Origin of the sequence: Rhodovulum imhoffii (genome assembly GCF_003046545.1) — a bacterium.
In the GTDB taxonomy this organism is placed as follows: Bacteria; Pseudomonadota; Alphaproteobacteria; order Rhodobacterales; family Rhodobacteraceae; genus Rhodovulum; species Rhodovulum imhoffii.
Genome location: NZ_QAAA01000018.1, coordinates 1 through 19,904, shown reverse-complemented (window position 1 = coordinate 19,904; position 19,904 = coordinate 1). Strand labels below are relative to the sequence as shown.

The window sequence follows — 19,904 nt, the reverse complement described above, 5'->3', positions numbered from 1 at the left end:
ACATGCGAGAGATCACACTATCCCAGGCCGTCAACGAAGCCCTCGCCGAGGAAATGCGCCGTGATGAGACCGTGTTCATCATTGGCGAGGACGTGGCCGAAGCCGGCACGCCCTTCAAGGTACTCAGCGGTCTGGTCGAAGAGTTCGGCACCGATCGCGTGGTCGATACACCGATTGCGGAGCCCGGTTTCATGGGGTTGGCCGTCGGTGCGGCAATGACGGGGACACGGCCCGTTGTCGACCTTATGTTCGGAGATTTCATCTATCTGATCATGGATCAGTTATGCAATCAGGCGGCCAAGACACATTATATGTCCGGCGGCAAGATGAGCGCGCCGCTGGTCGTGCGTACCAACCTTGGCGCAACACGCCGCTCTGCGGCCCAGCATTCGCAGTCGCTGCATGCGCTGGTTGCGCATATTCCGGGGCTGAAGGTTGCGCTGCCGTCCTCTGCCTACGAGGCCAAGGGTCTGTTGAAGACCGCGATCCGCGACAATAACCCTGTCGTCATCTTTGAAGACAAGCTGATGTACAACGACAAGGCACCGGTCCCGGAAGAGGAATACCTGATCCCCTTCGGTGAGGCGCATATCAAGCGCGCAGGCACGGATGTCACCCTGATCGGCACTTCCTCGATGGTGCAGGTCTGTGAGAAGGCCGCCGGGAATCTGGCCGCCGAAGGCATCAGTGCCGAGGTGATCGATCCGCGCACCATCGTACCCCTGGATGAGGCGGCGCTGCTGGCCTCTGCGAAAAAGACCAGCCGCGTAATCGTGGTGGACGAGGGCCACCAGAGCTTTGGCATCACTGGCGAGATTGCCAGCCGTATCAACGAAAAGGCGTTTTATCATCTCGATGCGCCGGTATTGCGCATGGGCGCGATGGACGTGCCCGTGCCCTTCACGCCGGTGCTGGAGGATCTGACCGTGCCGACGCCGCAAAGCGTTGCGGAAAACGCGCGCAAACTCGTGTCCGGGGAGATGATTCATGCCGCATGAGGTGCTCATGCCCGCCCTCGGGATGGCGCAGGACACCGGCCTGATCGTGTCCTGGCTGAAAAGGCCGGGCGATAAGGTCAGGCAAGGCGACGCACTGTTCGAGGTCGAAACCGACAAGGCGACAATGGAAGTTGAGGCGGCTGCCGACGGCTACCTCACGGATGTACAGGCCGATGCCGGGGCAGAGGTGCCGGTTGGCCGGGTGATCGCGCTGATTTCGGAAACGGCCGAGGACAGCGGCACCGTTGCTCAGGCGGCGGAAGCGCCGAAACAGGCTGCCGATACTTTGCCCAAGGGGGCCGAGGTGATCATGCCTGCGCTTGGCATGGCACAGGATACCGGGTTGATCGTTGCATGGCACAAGGCCCCGGGAGATGCCGTGGCCGCAGGTGATATCCTGTTTGAGGTCGAAACAGACAAATCCACCATGGAAGTCGAGGCAGGCCAGGACGGTTATGTCGCGGCCCTTTTGGCGGAAGCGGGCGAAGAGGCCCCGGTGGGGGAAGTGATCGCCGTCATCTCGGCCGGAAAGCCTGCCGTGCCGGTCCAACGCAGCCTGTCGGTCAGGTCCGCGCCCCGGTCCACGCAACCGGCAAAGGCCGACCGGAGGACGCCGCTTGGCGTACCGGCCCCGGCCTCAGGGGGGGCGCCCCGGCGCGGGGATGGCCGCATTCTCGCCTCGCCCAAGGTGCGGCGGGTGGCTCTGGCCGAAGGCCTCGACCTCACCCGCCTCGTGGATGCGGGCCATTCTCAACCGTTCCACATGCGTGACCTTGAAACCCTGCGCGCGATGAAGGGCGCAGGGCCGGCTGTGGCCGCCGGTCAGGCCGCCGTATGTCATTTGACGGCACAGGCTGACGACGGGATCACGGCCTTTGCGGCCTGGGCATCCGGGATCGCCGGGATCACCGATACCGCCGCATTGCTGGCCGGGCTGGCCGCCGGCAGCCTTGGGCGCGATGCGGTGATCGTGGTCGAACGGTTCGGTCGGGATCGATGCTACAAGGCCAGCGCGCTGCTGGGCGAGACGGTGCCAGCCGATGCCAGGCCGGTCCTGCGTCTGCGCGACCTGCGCGGCAGCCCGGTCCGCACGGTCCATATGGGGGCCGAAGACCTGCCGGTGCTGACCCTGACCGGCGCGGGTTCCGATCTGACGGTCACGCTGGAATGTGCCGCCGGCCATCTGGAACCTGGCGATGCGCTGGTTCTTCTTTCCAATTTCGCAGGGCGGATCTCGGAACCGCTCCGTCACCTGCTCTGACCCTGAGGAAGACCGACATGGATTATACCGACCTGTACATCAACGGTGAATGGCGCAAGACGGCGGAGCGTTTCGACGTGATCAACCCGGCAACAGAGGCGGTGCTTGCCTCGGTTGCGTCGGCCGATATCGCCGATGCCGATGCCGCGCTGGATGCCGCCGAGACCGCAATGAAGAGCTGGGCCGCCCGCACCCCGCGTGCACGTTCGGAAGTGCTGCGCAAGGCGTGGGAACTGATGGCCGCGCGGCTGGAGGAGTTCGCCCATCTGATCACGCTGGAAAACGGCAAAGCCCGGGCCGATGCCATGGGGGAAGCCGCTTATGCCGCCGAATTCTTCCGCTGGTTTGCCGAAGAGGCCGTGCGCGCCGACGGGCTGATCACCCATGCGCCTGCCTCGGGCGCCAGGATCATGGTGCGGCACAAACCTGCGGGGCTGGCGGTACTGGTCACGCCCTGGAATTACCCCGCCGCCATGGGCACACGCAAAATCGCCCCTGCGCTTGCGGCCGGTTGCGCTGTCATCATCAAGCCGGCCTCGGAAACGCCGTTGACCATGCTGGCTTTGATGCCGCTGCTGGAAGAAGCTGGCGTTCCACCGGGGCTGGTCAATGTGTTGCCATCACGCAAGACCGGCGCGTTGGTCAATCACATGCTGCACGACCCGCGCGTCCGCGTGATCAGCTTCACCGGATCGACGGGTGTCGGGCGCAAGCTGCTGCATTCGGCTGCCGACCAGATTCTGAAACCCGCGATGGAACTGGGCGGGAATGCGCCTGTCGTCGTTTTTGACGATGCCGACATGGACACGGCCATCGAAGGGACAATGCTGGCCAAGATGCGCAACCTGGGCGAAGCCTGCACCGCCGCCAACCGTATCTATGTGCATGAGGCCATCGCCGAAGACTTTACCCGGCGGCTGACCGGAGCCATGAGGGCGCTCAAGGTGGGTGACGGCACCGATCCAACCGTTGACGTCGGTCCCCTGGTCAATGCCGACACGCGAAACAAGGTTGCGGAATTCGTCGCCGATGCGGTGGCCAAAGGCGCCCGGATCGAATGCGGCGGCACCATGCCGGACGGACCGGGGTTTTTCTATCCGCCCACTGTTCTGTCCAACGTGCCCGAGACCGCCGACTGTGTCCACGACGAGATCTTTGGCCCGGTCGCCGCGATCCAGACCTTTACCCACCAGGACGACGTGATCCGACGCGCCAACGATACCGAATACGGTTTGGTCGCTTATGTCTTTTCCGAAGACATGAAGCGCGCGCTACAGGTCTGCGAAAGACTCGAATACGGTATGGTCGGGCTCAACCGCGGGCTCGTGTCTGACCCGGCCGCACCTTTTGGCGGGGTCAAGCAATCCGGGCTGGGTCGCGAAGGGGGGCATGAAGGCATGCTGGAATTCATGGAAACCCAATACATCTCGGCGGCATGGTGAGCGGTATGGGCCATGTGATCGCCGCCCCGTCCGTCCGGGCTCTGGCCCTGCGCAAGGGGATCGACCTGGAGCAGCTTGCCCGTGAACTGGGCCGCACCACAATCGCGCACGAGGATCTGGACCGTGGCAGGCCCGCCCCCGGCGGTGCGGCGGCGGGCATCTCATACTGGGAGGTCGATCACGCCGCTTATGGTCCGGTCAGAGAAGAACCCATGAGCCGATTTGCCCAGCTCGCCAGCGCCAATCTCGCGGCGGCCAATGCGTTGATCCCGCAAGTCACACACCATGACCGCGCCGATATGTCGGCCATTGAGGCGTTTCGCGCGAAACTGAAACCGGAGGCTCGGGCGCGCGGTGTCAAATTGACCGCGCTGGCTTTCCACGCCAAGGCCCTGGGGCGGGCGTTGCGGAAATTCCCCCGTTTCAATGCCTCACTTTCCGGAGATGGCAAGCGATTGATCCTGAAGGACTATGTTCATCTTGGCATTGCGGTGGACACGGCACATGGCCTGATGGTGCCGGTGGTGCGGAACGTTGACAAGAAGGGGCTCTGGCAGATTGCGGAGGAGATCGCCGATCTTGCCGCGCGCGCGCAGTCCCGCAAGGTTGGCCCGGATGAAATGGGTGGCGCATCGATGACAATCACCAATTTGGGTGGTATCGGCGGCATCGGTTTCACGCCCATCGTCAATCCGCCCGAGGTGGCGATCCTCGGTATAACTCGCACCAAAACCGTCACAACCTGGGACGGCGACACGCCCTGCCCGGTTCCGATGGTGCCACTGGACCTGAGCTATGACCACCGCGCGATCAACGGCGCAGATGCCGCGCGCTTCATGTCCTGTTTGGCGGGGTTGATTGCGGACCCCCGCCGGATCATGGTCTGAGGGGAAGGCATGCCCGATACACACGCCGATTTCATGGTTGTTGGCGGGGGTCCGGAGGGCCATGCCTGCGCTTTGCGTGCCGCCGACCTAGGGCGGGATGTCGTTCCGGCCGATCCGCGCGCGACCTTGGGCGGAGCCAGCCTGAACGAGGGGGGCATTCTTTCCAGGGCGGTGCTGCATGTCGCGGAACTCCTCCACGAGGCGCGCCACGACAACGATTGGGGGATGTCGACGGGACGGGTGCCGGGCGATCTTGTCAGGCTGCGTGGCAAGAAGGACGAAATCGTTGCCTGTCTGACCGGCGGCCCGAACGGTTTGGCCCAACGGCGCAAGGTCCGCGTCATACGCGGCCCCGCATCGTTCACCGGGGCGGCGTCTGTTGACATCGACGGCAAGGGATGGACATTCAAGCAGGCCGTGATCGCTGTCGGATCGTTCCCTGTAAAACTGGAAGGGTGGTCCAGGGACCACCGGGTCTGGGATTTGACCGATGCGCTGGAACTTCGCGATGTCCCAAAGCGGCTGGCTATCGTCGTCGGCGGTATCGTCGGGCTGGAATTGGCAACCGTCTATACCGCTCTGGGAAGCAAGGTCACCGTGATCGAGTGCGTGGATCAGATTGCCCCCGGCGCCGATGCCGAGGTGGTTCGCATCTTGCGCGCGGCGCTGGGCGCCGCCGGCCTCACCGTGCACACGGGCACGAAGGTCGTTTCTGTGAATGCCGGCGGCCCGGCGCTTTTGCTGAGATACGAAGAAGATTTTGTCGGGGAAATCAAGGCCGGCGCGGCCATCCGGGCGGTCGGGCGCACTGCCGGGGAACTCCTGGGTGAATGTGTTCTGCCTATGGAAATGAGGGTAACATCTGGGGATATCGCACGGAGCATTCATGCCGATCCGATACTGTCCGAAACGGTTGGCTTTGCCGCCGAAAGGGCGCTTGGGACTCTCACGGGCCTATGACCCATGCGCATCCCAAAATCGACCTGCGGGGCAAGACGGCCCTGGTGACCGGGGCCAGCCGGGGCATCGGGCTGAGCATTGCCCACATCATCGCGCAATGCGGGGCCGATGTGATTGGCGTCGGCACCCGGATCACGAAGCATGCTCCCACCGATCAGTTCGAGGGGCTGTCCGGTACATTCGAACCGGTCGATTGCGACCTTTCGGACCGGGGCCGGATCGAAGCCATGATCGCCGGGCTGGATGCCGCGGGGCGTCCCGTCGATATCCTGATCAACAATGCCGGGATCATCCGCCGTTCAATGGCTGCGCAGCATCCCATTGAAGACTGGGATGCGGTCATGGCCGTCAATCTGGATGCGGTTTTCCTGCTGACCCGTGAACTTGGGCGCCGCATGCTGGACAGGGGACATGGCAAGATTGTCAATGTCGCGTCCGTGCTGTCCTTCCAGGGGGGCATTCTGGTGCCGGGCTATGCGGCCGCCAAGGGCGCGGTCGCGCAGCTGACCCGTGCCTTTGCCAATGAATGGGCGGCACGGGGCGTGAACGTCAACGCCGTGGCGCCGGGGTATATCGCAACCGACAACACCGCCGCTTTGCAAAAGGACGCAGACCGGACCCGCGACCTGATGGCCCGTATTCCGGCCGGCCGCTGGGGAACGCCCGAAGAGATTGCCTGGCCGGTCGCATTTCTGGCCAGCGAGCACGCCGCGTTCATTCACGGGACGATCCTGCCTGTCGACGGCGGTTGGCTGGCCCGCTGACAGCCCCCGCGGTGGGTCAAGGAGCCTTTCATGTGTAATCTGGCGTCACTGCCTGCCCGGTTTTCGCTGATTTCGCACAGGCCAGGGCAATGGCCAACGCGGCCTGCCCATCCTGCGCGGTGGCGGATGGGGCCCGGCCGGACGTGAGTGCGGCGTGGAACTCGTCCAGCGCGTTGTAGAATGACTGGTCATAGCGCTCCAGAAAGAAGTGCCTGAGCGGCGCGCGGGCGACAGTGCAACGATCGTTCCAGCGCACCAGGTTGTCATCCCTGTGATTCAGGGTCTGTACCATGCCCTTGTCTCCGAAGGCTTCCAGGCGCTGGTCGAACCCGTAGGAACAGGCACGGGAATTGTTGATGTGCGCAAGCGCGCCCGAGGGCATTTTCAGCGTTGTCATGGTCAGATCGAAATCGCCCTGGGCGCCGATCTCAGGGTCGAACATGCACGACCCCGCAGCCTGCACTTCGACTGGGTGTTCCCCTGCGATCCAGCATAACAGGTCGATGTCATGAATGGTCGCATCCACGAAATAGCCGCCGGATGCACGCACATAGCCGATCGGCGGCGGGCTCGGCTCCCGCGACCAGCTCATCACCATGGTCAAGCGACCGATCTCGCCGGTCTGCACGGCATTGCGCAAGGCAAGGTTATCGGGGTCAAAACGGCGGTTGAAGCCCAGCATGAACGGAACCGGGTGTGTTTTGAGCGTCGTCAGGGCCTGCTCCACCCTCTCCAGAGAGTGATCCAGCGGTTTCTCGCAATAAATCGGTTTTCCGGCACGGGCCGCCTTGTCGATATACTCAAGATGCGTGTTGGTCGGCGTTGCGATCACCACCGCATCGACCCGAGGGTCGCCCAGGACGGCACCCAGGTCGTCCATCGCGCGTCCGCCATAGCGCGCGGCCGCGTTTTCGGCGGACGACATGCGCGGGTTGTAAACAACTTCAAGGCGCAGCCCCGGATGCGCGTTGATCTTGGGCCCGTAGACATGCGCCATGCGCCCCGTGCCCAACACCGCTATCCCAATGGTACCCATCATGCGAATGTCCTTGCATCTTCCAATATCAACGCGGCCGCCTTTTCGCCAATCATGATCGAGGCCGCGTTGGTATTGGCTGTCACGATCCGCGGCATGATCGAGGCATCCGCAACCCGCAGCCCATCAATCCCATGTACCCTGAGCCGTGGGTCGACCACCGCATCCACGCCAATCCCCATCTTGCAGGTCCCGACCGGATGCAGCAGCGACAAGCCGTTCGCCCGGCAATAGCTCAGAAGCTCATCCTCGGATTGCACGTCCTTGCCAGGCGAAAGCTCATATTCAACGCATTCTGCCATGGGAGATGTAGCTGCGATCTTGCGCGCGAACCGCAGGCCTGCGATTGCCGCATGCTGATCGGCGTCGTCGGCGAAGAAGTTGAATTGGATCTCGGGTTGCCGATCCGGATCTGGGCTGGTGATACGCACATGACCGCGGGAATTGGGGCGCATATGCTCAGCCAGAATGGTGAAGCCCGAGAAAGGATGCGGCTTCAGGTGCTCGTCCGTGCACCACGCCATGAAGGTTACCATCATATCCGGTCGGTCGATCCCAGGGTCCGACCTGATGAAGGTATTGGAGTAGTTGCCATTGTCCGCAAAGGGACCGGTCCGGGAAACCAGATGTCGCAACAGTTGCAGCCCGCCTTTGAGCTTGTTGTTGTAAAGATCGTTGACCGTGGAACGCACGGTCGAGCGGTATTCCGCCCCGATGCCGAAATGGTCTTGCAGGTTTTCACCCACTCCGGGCAAATCGTGTTGCACACCGATCCCGAAGGAACGCAGCAATTCGCCAGGCCCAATGCCCGAAAGCTGAAGCAATTGCGGTGAATTGAAGCTGCCGCCGCTCAGGATGATCTCGCGCCGTGCATTTGCCGTATGTTTACCACGCTTGTCCCGCCACAACACGCCGGTGGCACGCCGCCCGTCAAGCGTGATGCGCTGGACCATCGCGCCCAGTTTCAGGGTGATATTCTGCCTGGCCGTGCCGCGCAGATAGCCGGCGGCGGTGCTCCATCTGAGGCCATTCCTGGTCGTTGTCTGGACATAGCCCGTGCCCTCTTGTTGCGCGCCGTTGAAATCGTCGTTGCGTGGTACGCCCAGCGCCTCGGAAGCCGCGTGAAAGGCCTCTCCCAATTCGTGTCGGGTGCGAATATCGGAGACCGCAACAGGACCGCCCGCACCATGATATTCATCTGCGCCGCGCTCCTGATCTTCGCAGGATTTGAAATACGGCAGGACGCCGTCCCAGCCCCAGCCGGTACATCCACCGGCCGCCCATCCATCGAAATCTTCCGGTTGGCCGCGCATGTAGATCATTCCGTTTATCGCACCCGTGCCCCCAAGCACCTTGCCGCGCGGCTGGAACAGGCGGCGATTGTTCAAATACGGTTCGGGGGCGCTCTCGTAACACCAGTTCACGCGGGGGTTGGCGTAAAGCATCGAATAGCCCAACGGGATGTGGATGAACGGATTGTAGTCGCGCCCGCCGGCTTCGAGCAAAAGCACCGAATGCCCCGCTTCGCCCAGGCGTCCCGCGACCGCGCATCCGGCCGAGCCCGCGCCGATCACGATGTAGTCGAATTCAGTTGGCGACATCGTTTCCCCCGCCTGAAAATGGTCCGGTGCAAGCGTTGCACGGCCAGCCGTTGCGACAGAACACGCAAAATGTCAGATTTGGACTAACCTTGACTGGTTCAGCCCGCCGGATTTGGGAACGTGGCTGGGCGCATGGAAACGAATGACAGGACCCGCCCATGACCCGAGAGGAGCTTTTAAGAATTCTGACATTCGTGGATTCCAACCGTGAATTGTCCGAAAAGCGGACCAGCCTGGCCACGGTGGACCCGCGCTGGAATATCGTCTCCTATGCCATGCGCCGGCATCTCGAAGGAAAGCTTTTGACCGTGACATCCGCCGCGATGGCTGCGGATGTCCCTTACGGCACGGCGATGCGCCGTATTTCGGAACTGATCGAGGAAGGGTTCCTGCACAAACGCCCCAAATCCCGGACGGGGAAATCGTTTTCGCTGCATCCGACGCGCAAACTGATTTCGGAGATCGAGAGTTTTGCCACGCAGTTGAAATCAACGGTCGGAAATACATTCGGTTTCACGACCGGCGATGGCGAAATCAGCGATTTCTACTTCGGCGGTTATTACATGGCATCCCGTACATTGCCCTACCCGAGCGCAATGCGCGCAGGCGTCGGCGTGGAGCAGACCTTTCGGATTCTCAGTCCGATCGATCCAACGTTCAAGACCCTCAGCGAGTTTTCATCGAATCTGGATGAGCTTTGCGGAACGAATATCGAAATCGTCAACTTGCCGCTCGATGAACTCCTTGGCGAAATCATGAACAATGCCCAACGGGAGATTTCGAAATACGATCTCATGGCCGTGGATCTGCCGTGGATCGGCCAACTCGCCACCGAAAACGTGATTGAGCCGCTTAACGAGATCATGAGCGAAGAGCGTTACAACCCTTCAGATTTTCATAACGCGGCCTACCGGGGGTCTTCCTGGAATAATTGCCAATACGGTTTGCCGATTCAGCCGACTGCGGAGCTTTTGTTTTGTCGTTCCGACCTTTTCGCCGAAGCAGGATTGACCAGTCCAAGGACGACCGACGAACTGCTTCTGGCGGCCCGGGTGCTACATCGTTCGACCCTCAATCTTTCGGGGATCGTTATGAATTTCGGCCGCGGAACCCCGGTCGCACATACTTTTGTCCAGACACTGGCGGATTTCGGGCAGCCGGTCATAAACCTCGATCCGCTGGGAGTTGAATTCAACGTGAACGAGATTCGGGGGGAAAATTACCGCCCCCTTCTGAACACGGACGTGGCCCGGGAGACGGCCGAGTTTTTGTTGGAACTGTTGGCGTTTTCGCACCGTGACAGCCTGAGTTGCAATTGGGATCGTCGCATCAGCATTTTTTCGAAAGGCGAGGCGGCCATGACATATGGCTGGAGCATTCGCGCGGCAGCCTTTGAACTGAACGATTCCTCCCCGGCACATGGCAATGTGCAGTTTGTGCCACATCCGCACGGGCCGGGCGCGCGCACTGTCTCCCCGATCGGCGGCTTCTCTCTGGCCATGCCTTCCGGGCTTTCAACCCAGCGCAAGGCGGCCTCCTGGAAGGTGATGGAATACCTGACGCGCCCGGAAATGCTGAAATGGTACGTGCTGAACGGCAACCCGACCAGCCCACGCTTTTCCACCAGCGCGGATCCGGAGGTTCAGGCCAGCAGTGCCATGATCAGCGCGGTCGATGCCATGGAGCGCCGCGGCGAGTTGCAGACCTGGCCGCGTCCTCCGATCCCGGAATTCAGCGATCTTCTGAGTGTTCTTGGGGTCGAAATCCACATGATGCTACAAGGTGTCCTGACCGTGGAACAGGCCCTGTCGAATGCCCAAAACCGCATCGACGCCCTGATGCGGGAACGTGGCCGCTATTGAGCCGCCTCCCCGGAGGGGCCGCGTCTTTCAACGCGGCCCCGATGTCTTGGGGGCGTTGGCTTACCAGCTCGGGCGGTCGAACTCATCCACGTTGTCCGGCGTGACCTTCGGCGTCTCGATGCCCTGCAGTGCCGGCACCTCGATGCCGTTGGCAACCTTGACCGCCGTCTGGATGGCCAGGATCGCATCGTCGATGGGCGACTGTTTGTTCGAGCCGGAATGCCAACCGGCCTTCATTGCATCCCATCCTTCGCCAAACTGGTTGCATGTTACGACCTTGACTTCGCCGGGCTGCTTTCCGGCACCCTGAAGCGCACTGATCACCCCAAGGCCCATTCCGTCGTCAAACGCGTAGACGCCATCGATCTGGTCGCCGAATTGGGTCAGGAAGGTTTCCATCACGGTCTGAGCCTTTTCCCGGTTCCATTCCGCGGTCTGGCTGGCCAGAATGTTGATGCCGGGATAATCGTCGGCAATCTTGTCGAGGAAACAGTTCTTGCGCAGGATCGAGACGCTATAGCCCGGTGTGCCCTCCACAACCACAATATCGCCGTCGCCGCCAAGCGCATCCCCCAGCATTTCCGCCGATTGTTCGGCCTGTGCGCAATCGTCCGGCCCGGTGTGGCCGACGATATAGCGCCGCCCCGCTTCACCGATCGGCGAATTCGACGTAACAACCGGAATACCATCGCGCGAGGCGTTGCGAATTGCCGGAATCAGCGCGTTCTGCGACGTCGGCCAGACGACCAGCGCATCCAGCTTCTGCGAAGCCATGTCCTGAATCTGATTGAATTGCACGGCCGGGTCGCCCTGAGGGTCCATCACGGTGGCCTGAATGCCAAGCTCCTTGCTGTAGGCTTCCGCAGTCTCGGCATATTTCGCCTGGTAGGCATTCGAACCCGGATAGAGTACGGTAATGCCGATGCGGGTTTCCGACAGCGGTTTCTTCAGCTCACCCCCCAGCCATTCAGGGGCATCCTGGGCCGGCGCTGCGCCTGCCGCCAGCCCAATGACAGATGTCGCAATGGCAATTGCCTTGGTCAATTTGGTCATGGTTTCTCCTCCAAATGCCGCCAGTATTTCTCAGTCCTCCCCGTCGGCAGCGCTGCGGGTGACTTAACTTCAATTTTCGGCAGACCGCATCCGCGCTCAATCGTTGAAATATCCAAATCGGTTTTTTGCCTGGCGGTGAAGAAACAGGGCCGCGCGCCAAGAAGGCCGGGGTCCACGCATAAAATCCATTTCGGATATAACCGGCGTTTTGTGTGCCATTTTCCCCGCATATCGTCATTGGGGGAGGACGTTTCTGAATGGGCCAATTGATTAAGAATGTGCTGCGACGCCATGGGCTGCTGCTGGCTTTTCTGGTGTTTCTCGCGGTCGTTGCCGTGAATGCGGAGGCGTTTCTGACACCTGGCAACATTCTGGACGTGCTGCGGCAGGTTTCCATCACCGGGATGATGGCGCTGGGCGTGACCTTTGTCGTTCTGACGGGGCGCCTGGACCTGTCCGTCGGGTCGTTGCTGACCTTGCTGACCGTCATCGTGGTGGATCAGCACAATATCTCGGGGCCGTTCCCCGCTATTGTCATGACGCTGCTTGCGGGCGCCGCGATAGGGGCGTTCAACGGCCTGCTCATCGGTTTCGTCGGGCTGAACGCGCTGATCGTCACATTGGCGATGTTGTCCTTTTTGCAGGGGCTTGTGCTGTTCTATTCCGGGGGCTCGAACGTCAATGTGCAAAATGCCCAGGACACCTGGTTCGCCGTGTTCGGGCGTGGCAGCTTTCTGGGACTGCCGGTTCCGGTTCTGCTGTTTCTGTCAGGGGCGATTGTCGCGGGGCTGGTACTTGCGTTCACGACATTCGGGCGCCGCATATACGCGGTGGGCGGCAACGAAACGGCCAGCATCTTCTCGGGGATCAATGCGCCCTGGACTGTCTTTTGGACGTATGTCGTGTCCGGTCTGACAACCGCCATCGCGGCAGTGATTATGGGCAGCCGGGTCATGGGGGCCCAGAACACTATCGGGCAAGGCTATGAGTTGACAGTCCTCGCGGGGGTGATTCTGGGCGGGACATCGCTGCTGGGGGGCTCCGGCAGCATCTGGCGCACGGTGATCGGGATCTCAATGCTGGGCTTCATCCAGAATGGACTGCTTCTTTTGGGGTACCCCTACTACGTGCAATGGCTCGTGACATGGGCTGTCATCATCATCGCGGTCTGGATTGACCTGGGCGCCAAGCGCGGGAGGATCTTCGCATGAGCCACGCAACCGAAACCCTGCCCCCGGCATCGCTTGGCAAAGCCTTGTCCTGGCTCCTGAGAAACCATATCTGGGTGTTTCTGGGGCTGACCGTGTTGGTGTTTTCCTTTGCCAGCCCCTATTTCCTTACTGTCAACAACCTGGGCAACATCCTGACCCAGGGCGCGTTCATCGGCATTCTTGCGATCGGAATGACGATGGTGATGATTGACGGGGAAATCGACCTGTCTGTCGGCGCGATCCTGGCCCTGGCGTCGGCGCTGGCCATCGGATTGCAGGATGTCGTGGGCGTCTGGCCTGCGGTGATCCTGGGCCTTCTGTCTGGTACTGCGCTGGGATTTGTGAACGGAACGCTGGTTGCCTTGTCCGGCATGCATTCCTTTATTGTGACCCTTGGCGCGTTGATCGGCATCCGCGGTCTGGTATTTGTCTACACAGGTGAGAACGCGCTCATGGTGCAGGATTTCACCTACACCGAAATCCCCGAAATCTATCTTGGGCCCATCTCCCTGACGGCAATGCTCTTCTTCGTCCTTGCCCTGTTTTTCCAGTGGATCCTGTCGAGCACCCGTCATGGCCGCGAAACCTATGCCGTGGGCGACAATATCGAAGCGGCCCACGACGCCGGGATCAACGTGAAGCGGCATAAGATCGTCAACTTCACCATCTGCGGTACGCTGGCCGCGGTCTGCGGTATCCTTCTGTCGATGCGCCTGGGAACCGCCGAGCCGAATGCAGGCCGGATATGGGAGTTGTGGACGATCATCGCTGTGGTGCTGGGCGGCACGCGGCTTCAGGGCGGGTTTGGCAGCATGTGGATGACTGTCGGGGGCGTGCTGACGCTGGCGGTCCTGCGCAACGGCCTGCGTTTGCTGAATACCCCGAACTATGTGGAACTCATGGTGATGGGGGTTGTTCTCGTCCTTGCCCTTGTTCTCGACAAACTTCTGAACCATCGGAAGGTTACGTGATGCAAGACGTCATTCTCAAGGTCGACGGCATTACCAAGACATTCCCGGGCGTCAAGGCGCTGGACAATGTCAGCTTTGATATTCGGCCGGGCGAGGTCCACGCGCTTGTCGGAGAGAACGGGGCCGGAAAATCGACCCTCATGAAGGTGCTCGCCGGGCTGCATCAGCCCGACGGTGGAGAGATCGTCTATCTGGGGGAGCCGACAAACGTGTCGAACCCGCTGGATGCACGGCAAAAGGGGATCTTGCTGATCCACCAGGAATTGTCGCTGTCACCCGAGCTTTCCGTGGCCGAGAACATCTATCTCGGGGCCTGGCCGACAAACCGCTTCGGGGTACTCCGGAAGAAGGAATTGCGCAGGAATGCCTCAGCCGCACTTGAGGCCCTTGGATGCGGTTTCGGTCCCGATGTCCGCGTGGGGACCTTGTCGGTCGCGATGCAGCAGATGGTCGAAATTGCCCGGGCCGAGGCGTTCAGGGCAAATGTCGTGATCTTCGACGAACCGACCGCCTCCCTGACGGACGCGGAAAAGGAGCAGCTTTTTCACACCATACGGGGCCTTCAGGCGCGCGGGGTCGGGATCGTCTACATTTCGCACAAGATGGACGAGATCTTTGATATCACCGACCGCATCACGGTGCTGCGCGATGGCCAGGTTCAGGGCACGATCGATACGGCCGATACCGACCTGAACAATGTCACGCGCATGATGATCGGCCGGACGCTGGACGCCTATTTCGTCAAGGCGAAGGCGGAATTCGGCGCGGAGGTATTGCGGGTCGAGAATTTGACCAAAACGGGCCTGTTCCGCGAGGTTTCCTTTTCCGTCCGCGAGGGCGAGGTCCTGGGTCTTTACGGCCTCGTCGGTGCCGGGCGCTCCGAAGTCGTTGAAACGGTTTTCGGGGTGCGCAGGGCGGATGCTGGAAAGGTCTATTGGAAAGGGGGCGATATCGGCTTGCCGACGCCGCGCCAATCCATAGACATGGGCATGGCGCTGGTCCCGGAAAGCCGCAAGGAACAGGGTCTGGTTCTCATGATGGGGGGGCGTGAAAATACGTCCCTGCCGCATCTGAGCATGTTTTCCGAGCTTTCGGTCATGAACAAATCGAAGGAACTGGCGGCCTTCGAGAAATACCGCTCTGCTCTTTCCATAAAGACCACGGGGCCCGATCAGGCGGTGTCGCAATTGTCGGGCGGCAATCAGCAGAAATTCGTATTGGCCAAATGGCTTTGCGCCGATCCCAAACTGATCATCCTTGATGAGCCGACACGCGGGATCGACGTCGGCTCGAAATCAGCCATCCACGAGTTGATCGCGCACCTGGCCGAACAGGGGCTCGCGGTGGTCGTGATCTCTTCGGAAATGCCGGAAGTTCTGGGCGTCAGCCACCGGGTTCTTGCCATGTCCGAGGGTGCCGTGGTGGCAGAGTTCGGGGGCGCGCAGATGACCGAGGAAAATCTGATCGACGCGGTCTCCCATCATCGTGGACCAATGGTGGCGGAGTAACCAGCCATGACACACAGAACAGAAAAACCACGGGTTGGGGTCGGTCTGGTTGGATCCGGCTTCATGGGCCGGTGCCACGCCAATGCCTTTGGGGCGGTCTCGGGCCTCTTTGATCTGCCGGTTCAGCCGATCAAGGCCATTCTGGCCGATGCCACCCGACAGGCCGCGGAGGCCGGTGCCGCCGCTCTGGGCTTTGCCCGGGCCACGGAGGATTGGTCCGATCTTGTCTTTGACGACGCGGTGGACATTGTCGCGATCACCGCGCCAAATGTGCTGCATGACCCCATTGCGATGGCAGCCATCGCCGCAGGCAAGACGGTATATTGCGAAAAGCCGCTTTCCACGACAGCCGCCTCAGCCCTCAAGATGACCGAGGCGGCCGAGGCCGCAGGGGTTGTAACCTCTGTCGGTTTCAATTTCCTGCGCAATCCCATGGTACGTCTGGCCCGGGAACTCATCGCCGCAGGCGATATCGGTGTGATCACGGGGTTTCGCGGACGCCACGCCGAGAACTATATGATCAATCCCGATACGCCGCATTCCTTCCGCACGGACCCGCAGGGTGGCGGCGCGCTGGCGGATATCGGCAGCCATATCGTGTCGATGGCCCGCTACCTGTTGGGGCCGATCGCTGAGGTGCAGGCCGATTGCACGACGATCCACAAAAACCGTCCTGCCGCGCCCGGAAGCGGTGTTCGCAAGCCGGTGGAGGTCGATGACATGACCCATGCCCTGATCCGGTTCGAAAACGGGGTGTCGGGCAGCCTTGAGGCCAACTGGGCGGCCACCGGCCGCACAATGGATTTGTCCTTCGAGGTGACCGGCACGAAAGGTGCGATTGCCTTCACCCAGGAGAACATGAACCAATTGTTGGTCCAGGCGGGGGACGGTCCCGGTTTCACTCGCATTGAAGCGGGCCCCTCTCATCCGCCCTACGCGCAGTTCTGCCCGGCGCCGGGTCACCATCTTGGTTTTAACGATCTGAAAGTCATCGAGGTGGCCCAGCTTCTGATGGCGCATGCAGGCGGGCCGGCCTGTTTTCCGGACTTCCGGGAAGCCTACGAGGTGCAGCGGACCATTGAGGCGATGCAAAGCTCGCATGCAATCCGCAGTTGGGTTTCTGTGTGACCATCATCGCGGTGTGAGATGACCCTGGATTTGCAGACGCTGAACCGCGCCGGGTTTTCCGGAGGCTGATTGATCTTAGTTACGCGGCCATGTCTGATCTTTCCAGAGCCGCGCAGAAGTCTGCTTCGGCTTCTGCCGGTGGAATGTTCCCGATGGGTTCGAGAAGGGGGCGGTTGTTGAACCAGTCGACCCATTCGAGGGTGGCGTATTCCACGGGATCGTCTGCTGCGCCCTCCCGCAACCAACGATTTCTGCGAAAGCAGGTTGTCCAAAGCCTCGGCTTCCGAAAGGAAGTCGGGGTTTTGCTTTCCGGCTGCAAAGCGCAGGATCGCTCCCAGGTCGCCGCGAAGAACGATGGAGAGTTCTCCGTTCTGCGGCACGAGGCTGATTTCATCTACCAGTGATCGAAGCACGTCGACGGCGGCGCCACGATCTTCCTCGGATTGCAGGTTCTCGCAGAGCTTGGCGATCCGATCCTGATACATCTGTGCCATGTTCGGGTGCAGCAACGGCGGCGGCTGTTCGAGGGAATCCGAGTTCGGAACTAGGGATCGACGACCTGCGAAGTCGGCACACCGCGCCGGATTGCTGCCTGCCGGAGGCGGGGCCACGTCGCGTCTGAGATCGGCGTGACCATGTAGCCGTGATCGACGTCTCCCAGCATTGCCGAGTGGGCAGTGGGGCCCGCTCGCCAGAAGAGACCAATCAGCGCACAGATGGCAGCATCAAGCTTGTCCTGATTGGACTTCCGAGGTTGAGCGGCGTTCCGCATCTGATGCGCCCATTCGGCAAGGCCCGGCACATTGAACCGCTCAGCTGAACGCTCGACCACGCGCGCCACCGCCTGCCAGTCTTCCAAGCGGAATTTCTTCCGGTTCTGCGGATTGTACTTCGGAGCGCGGAGCCGCTGAGCAAAGCCGTCGTCAAGCGCGGGCAGAGCCAGCGCGGGGAATACTTCGATAAGGAAGTGGCCAGCAGACGCAGTGCGCGCCTGAATAGGATCCTCCGTCGCTTCGAGACCGGAAATGAAAGACCAAATCGGCGAGTTGTCGCAGAACATGCCGATCTTGCTGCGGTTGGCTGGCTGAACGCCACCGCCGACAAAAGAAACGAGGGACGCAGCGACTTTGTCCACCGGGCGGCTGCCCGCGGCATTGGGCACTACCGTTGGCTGATCAAGCGCAACGAGGCTGACAGCGAAATTCTTGCGGAACTCCTCAATCAACCTGCGAGCCTGCGCGAACGAGACCAGTTGCGGTTCGTGGAACTGAACTCGGCCGTGGTCATCATATGCCACGGCGCAGATCGCGCCCGGCGCCTTCGGGGCATCGGTCCACGCCGAATCGAAACCGAAAATGACCGTGCTGCTTTGCGGGTTCACGAAATCCATGTGGTCCTCCGCAAAGCAGCATAGTCTAAGGATGCAAGGAATGCAGTCGCTTACTTGCTTAGCTTGTACACCCTTCCGCGGCCCTCGACTTTCTCTGAGGTGACTTCGAGCCCGAGCTTCTTCTTGAGCGCGCCCGCGAATGCGCCTCGGACTGTATGCGGCTGCCATCCCGTTTCGCCGACGATCTCATCAATGGTCGCGCCGCCCTCGGCGCGGAGCATCTCGATCAGCTTGGCCTGCTTCGTGCCCGCGCGCGGTGCGCGTGCCTTGGGCGTGGGAACGGCATCGGCGGGAGCGTTCTGCGGGACTTCCGCACTCGGCGCCTCGTCGGGACCCGTGGGCGCGCTGTCGCCACTCTCCGGCTCGACGCCGATGGCCGCGAGGCCCGCGTTGTTGATGTGCAGGAGGATGGCGTTGCCGTCCTCGTCGTTACGCCAGATGCGGTTGAGCGCGGCGTCGGCCTTGGCCCGGCTGTCGGTCCTGGTCTCGGCGATCAGCGCGCGCTTCAGCAGCGCGCCAACCACCTTTGCGGCGGCGCCGCCGCGAAGGGAGCCGGGGAGCGGCAGGACGTTGCGGTCCTCGCGCTGAGCAGCCGCGCTGAGGATCACGAGCTGGGTGTCGGAAAGCTTGGTCATCTGGGATCTCCGGTTTCGGGGCCGCAACCGTCGCGACCCTCCTACGACCCCGAGCCGCGCAGGGCGCGGCAGGAGTTCCGGCGGTGCCGGAGATCAGATCAGGCCGAGTTCGCGCAGGAGCGTGGCGGCGGCGGGCAGCCGATCCGTCGCCACGTCGATGGCGATGCTCATGCTGTCGGCGGTGAGGCGCGCGGGAATGCTCGCCTCCTCGCGGAGCGCACACTCTATCTCGTCGAGGACGGCGGGGATGCGGCGGGCATCCCAAGGCTCGTTCAGGCCGCGGATGGCTATGCGGATGGTGCTGGTTTCCATGGTGCGCGCTCCCGTTACTCGGCGTGCTCGCCTTCGCAGAAGGCGCTGTCGGTGATGCGCTTCAGGAGACTTGCGTAGTTTTCGAGGGTGCCGACATGGCTCCAGTTCACCTCGTCGGGGTGGGTGTTGAAATGGTCGTCGCTGAGCGCCTGCAGCCGGGCGAGCATCTCGTCGACCTCAGATGGGGTGGATGCCGCCCTTCCTCGACGGCATCGCTGTGTGCCAACGTCGTGGTTGTCTAAAGCCACGAAAGAGAAAGGGAGACATCCATGGAGGAGGTTACAATCGTCGGCGTCGATTTGGCAAAGAACGTTTTTCATGTGCACGGCGCCCGTGCCGACGGGCACCCCGTGTTCCGAAGGAAGCTCTCGCGCTTGCAATTTCACAAGTTCATGATGGACCTGCCGCCGTGCCTGGTTGTCATGGAGGCTTGCGGCGGAGCGCATCACTGGGCGTGCGAGATGATCCGGCTCGGCCATGAGGCCAAGCTGATCGCGCCGCGTTATGTCAAGCCGTTTGTCAAACGCCACAAGAACGACGCCAACGACGCAGAAGCCATCGTGGAGGCGGCCACGCGTCCGACAATGCGTTTCGTGGAGGTTAAAAGCCCGAAGCGCAACAGGAGCGCGCCATCGTCTTTCGTGCCCGCGAGCAGCTGGTTAACCAGCGCACCGAACTGGTGAATACGCTGCGCGCGCATCTTTATGAGTTCGGCTATATCGCCCCATACGGCATCCATCACACGGGCCGGATAGAAGAAATCATCGCGGATGAAACCACGGACATACCAACCGCTGTTCGGGAAATCTGCCGCGGCTTGATAGAGCAGATCGCCGATCTGACCGCCCGTACAGATAAATTGAAGAAGCACATCGACGCCATGTC

At 61.5% G+C, this 19,904-nt stretch carries 19 protein-coding genes and 1 pseudogene; 11 read left to right on the top strand and 9 right to left on the bottom strand.

What is annotated here, in order from left to right; translation table 11 throughout:
* Nucleotides 1-2 precede the first annotated feature (2 nt).
* The 6 genes from C8N32_RS12160 to C8N32_RS12135 are packed head-to-tail and all read left to right on the top strand — an operon-like array spanning nt 3 to nt 6,312.
* Nucleotides 3-998: an alpha-ketoacid dehydrogenase subunit beta gene (locus tag C8N32_RS12160; protein WP_107893262.1), complete on the top strand. Its 996-nt coding sequence runs from the start codon at nt 3-5 to the stop codon at nt 996-998.
* Entirely contained in the window at nt 988-2,259 is a 1,272-nt protein-coding gene (locus C8N32_RS12155) for a biotin/lipoyl-containing protein (RefSeq protein WP_107893261.1), read from the top strand. Before C8N32_RS12160 ends, C8N32_RS12155 begins: the two co-directional genes overlap by 11 nt.
* A gap of 17 nt (nt 2,260-2,276) precedes the next feature.
* Nucleotides 2,277-3,701 carry an NAD-dependent succinate-semialdehyde dehydrogenase gene (locus C8N32_RS12150; protein ID WP_107893260.1) on the top strand — a complete coding sequence of 475 codons (1,425 nt, stop codon included), beginning with the start codon at nt 2,277-2,279 and terminating at the stop codon, nt 3,699-3,701.
* A complete protein-coding gene (locus C8N32_RS12145) occupies nt 3,695-4,588 on the top strand; it encodes a 2-oxo acid dehydrogenase subunit E2 (protein ID WP_244905920.1) in 894 nt (297 codons plus the stop codon). Before C8N32_RS12150 ends, C8N32_RS12145 begins: the two co-directional genes overlap by 7 nt.
* Nucleotides 4,589-4,597: 9 nt before the next feature.
* Entirely contained in the window at nt 4,598-5,548 is a 951-nt protein-coding gene (locus C8N32_RS12140) for an FAD-dependent oxidoreductase (protein WP_107893258.1), read from the top strand.
* Nucleotides 5,545-6,312, top strand: a complete 768-nt coding sequence (locus C8N32_RS12135) for an SDR family oxidoreductase (RefSeq protein ID WP_107893257.1) — start codon at nt 5,545-5,547, stop codon at nt 6,310-6,312. Before C8N32_RS12140 ends, C8N32_RS12135 begins: the two co-directional genes overlap by 4 nt.
* A gap of 28 nt (nt 6,313-6,340) precedes the next feature.
* Here the strand turns inward: C8N32_RS12135 and iolG are convergent, their stop codons facing one another.
* Both iolG and C8N32_RS12125 read right to left on the bottom strand, forming a co-directional pair.
* Nucleotides 6,341-7,351, bottom strand: a complete 1,011-nt coding sequence (gene iolG, locus C8N32_RS12130; RefSeq protein ID WP_107893256.1) for an inositol 2-dehydrogenase — start codon at nt 7,349-7,351, stop codon at nt 6,341-6,343.
* Nucleotides 7,348-8,949, bottom strand: coding sequence for a GMC family oxidoreductase (locus C8N32_RS12125; RefSeq protein WP_107893255.1), 1,602 nt, complete (start codon nt 8,947-8,949; stop codon nt 7,348-7,350). Before C8N32_RS12125 ends, iolG begins: the two co-directional genes overlap by 4 nt.
* Before the next feature lie 158 nt (nt 8,950-9,107).
* On the opposite strand from C8N32_RS12125, the gene C8N32_RS12120 reads away from it, so the two are divergent.
* Nucleotides 9,108-10,811, top strand: coding sequence for an extracellular solute-binding protein (locus tag C8N32_RS12120; RefSeq protein ID WP_107893254.1), 1,704 nt, complete (start codon nt 9,108-9,110; stop codon nt 10,809-10,811).
* 60 nt (nt 10,812-10,871) lie between these two features.
* On the opposite strand, the gene C8N32_RS12115 is transcribed toward C8N32_RS12120, so the two are convergent.
* Nucleotides 10,872-11,864: a sugar ABC transporter substrate-binding protein gene (locus C8N32_RS12115; protein WP_107893253.1), complete on the bottom strand. Its 993-nt coding sequence runs from the start codon at nt 11,862-11,864 to the stop codon at nt 10,872-10,874.
* A 257-nt stretch (nt 11,865-12,121) separates the two neighbouring features.
* Between C8N32_RS12115 and C8N32_RS12110 the strand changes: the two genes are divergently transcribed.
* From C8N32_RS12110 to C8N32_RS12095, 4 genes are read left to right on the top strand one after another with little or no spacing between them, the layout of a single operon-like run.
* The gene (locus C8N32_RS12110) at nt 12,122-13,075 is read left to right on the top strand and encodes an ABC transporter permease (RefSeq protein WP_107893252.1); all 954 of its coding nucleotides are present in this window, start codon (nt 12,122-12,124) and stop codon (nt 13,073-13,075) included.
* Complete coding sequence (locus tag C8N32_RS12105; RefSeq protein WP_107893251.1) at nt 13,072-14,046, top strand: ABC transporter permease; 975 nt, start codon at nt 13,072-13,074, stop codon at nt 14,044-14,046. The genes C8N32_RS12110 and C8N32_RS12105 overlap by 4 nt, the downstream gene beginning before the upstream one ends.
* A complete protein-coding gene (locus tag C8N32_RS12100; protein WP_107893250.1) occupies nt 14,046-15,554 on the top strand; it encodes a sugar ABC transporter ATP-binding protein in 1,509 nt (502 codons plus the stop codon). The genes C8N32_RS12105 and C8N32_RS12100 overlap by 1 nt, the downstream gene beginning before the upstream one ends.
* A 6-nt stretch (nt 15,555-15,560) precedes the next feature.
* The gene (locus tag C8N32_RS12095) at nt 15,561-16,682 is read left to right on the top strand and encodes a Gfo/Idh/MocA family protein (RefSeq protein ID WP_107893249.1); all 1,122 of its coding nucleotides are present in this window, start codon (nt 15,561-15,563) and stop codon (nt 16,680-16,682) included.
* 79 nt (nt 16,683-16,761) lie between these two features.
* Here C8N32_RS12095 and C8N32_RS12090 read toward each other — a convergent pair.
* The 6 genes and pseudogenes from C8N32_RS12090 to C8N32_RS15555 form a co-directional block, all read right to left on the bottom strand.
* Nucleotides 16,762-16,902, bottom strand: a pseudogene (locus C8N32_RS12090) (IS3 family transposase); the annotation flags it as partial.
* A 324-nt stretch (nt 16,903-17,226) separates the two neighbouring features.
* Nucleotides 17,227-18,072 (bottom strand): DUF429 domain-containing protein, encoded by an 846-nt coding sequence (locus tag C8N32_RS12080; RefSeq protein ID WP_107893248.1) that lies wholly within the window; start codon nt 18,070-18,072, stop codon nt 17,227-17,229.
* Between the two features lie 50 nt (nt 18,073-18,122).
* Entirely contained in the window at nt 18,123-18,707 is a 585-nt protein-coding gene (locus C8N32_RS12075; RefSeq protein ID WP_107893247.1) for a DUF3489 domain-containing protein, read from the bottom strand.
* Between the two features lie 93 nt (nt 18,708-18,800).
* A complete protein-coding gene (locus C8N32_RS12070) occupies nt 18,801-19,019 on the bottom strand; it encodes a hypothetical protein (protein ID WP_107893246.1) in 219 nt (72 codons plus the stop codon).
* A gap of 14 nt (nt 19,020-19,033) precedes the next feature.
* The gene (locus tag C8N32_RS15560) at nt 19,034-19,498 is read right to left on the bottom strand and encodes a hypothetical protein (RefSeq protein WP_425319741.1); all 465 of its coding nucleotides are present in this window, start codon (nt 19,496-19,498) and stop codon (nt 19,034-19,036) included.
* Between the two features lie 23 nt (nt 19,499-19,521).
* The coding region (locus C8N32_RS15555) for a hypothetical protein (RefSeq protein WP_211309715.1) at nt 19,522-19,904 on the bottom strand (383 nt) is incomplete at its 5' end.

Coding starts and splice junctions, on each gene's coding strand:
- C8N32_RS12160 (WP_107893262.1), top strand. CDS start 3: ATGCGAGAGATCACACTATCCCAGGCCGTCAACGAAGCCCTCGCCGAG.
- C8N32_RS12155 (WP_107893261.1), top strand. CDS start 988: ATGCCGCATGAGGTGCTCATGCCCGCCCTCGGGATGGCGCAGGACACC.
- C8N32_RS12150 (WP_107893260.1), top strand. CDS start 2,277: ATGGATTATACCGACCTGTACATCAACGGTGAATGGCGCAAGACGGCG.
- C8N32_RS12145 (WP_244905920.1), top strand. CDS start 3,695: ATGGTGAGCGGTATGGGCCATGTGATCGCCGCCCCGTCCGTCCGGGCT.
- C8N32_RS12140 (WP_107893258.1), top strand. CDS start 4,598: ATGCCCGATACACACGCCGATTTCATGGTTGTTGGCGGGGGTCCGGAG.
- C8N32_RS12135 (WP_107893257.1), top strand. CDS start 5,545: ATGACCCATGCGCATCCCAAAATCGACCTGCGGGGCAAGACGGCCCTG.
- iolG (WP_107893256.1), bottom strand. CDS start 7,351: ATGATGGGTACCATTGGGATAGCGGTGTTGGGCACGGGGCGCATGGCG.
- C8N32_RS12125 (WP_107893255.1), bottom strand. CDS start 8,949: ATGTCGCCAACTGAATTCGACTACATCGTGATCGGCGCGGGCTCGGCC.
- C8N32_RS12120 (WP_107893254.1), top strand. CDS start 9,108: ATGACCCGAGAGGAGCTTTTAAGAATTCTGACATTCGTGGATTCCAAC.
- C8N32_RS12115 (WP_107893253.1), bottom strand. CDS start 11,864: ATGACCAAATTGACCAAGGCAATTGCCATTGCGACATCTGTCATTGGG.
- C8N32_RS12110 (WP_107893252.1), top strand. CDS start 12,122: ATGGGCCAATTGATTAAGAATGTGCTGCGACGCCATGGGCTGCTGCTG.
- C8N32_RS12105 (WP_107893251.1), top strand. CDS start 13,072: ATGAGCCACGCAACCGAAACCCTGCCCCCGGCATCGCTTGGCAAAGCC.
- C8N32_RS12100 (WP_107893250.1), top strand. CDS start 14,046: ATGCAAGACGTCATTCTCAAGGTCGACGGCATTACCAAGACATTCCCG.
- C8N32_RS12095 (WP_107893249.1), top strand. CDS start 15,561: ATGACACACAGAACAGAAAAACCACGGGTTGGGGTCGGTCTGGTTGGA.
- C8N32_RS12080 (WP_107893248.1), bottom strand. CDS start 18,072: ATGGATTTCGTGAACCCGCAAAGCAGCACGGTCATTTTCGGTTTCGAT.
- C8N32_RS12075 (WP_107893247.1), bottom strand. CDS start 18,707: ATGACCAAGCTTTCCGACACCCAGCTCGTGATCCTCAGCGCGGCTGCT.
- C8N32_RS12070 (WP_107893246.1), bottom strand. CDS start 19,019: ATGGAAACCAGCACCATCCGCATAGCCATCCGCGGCCTGAACGAGCCT.
- C8N32_RS15560 (WP_425319741.1), bottom strand. CDS start 19,498: ATGGCCGAGCCGGATCATCTCGCACGCCCAGTGATGCGCTCCGCCGCA.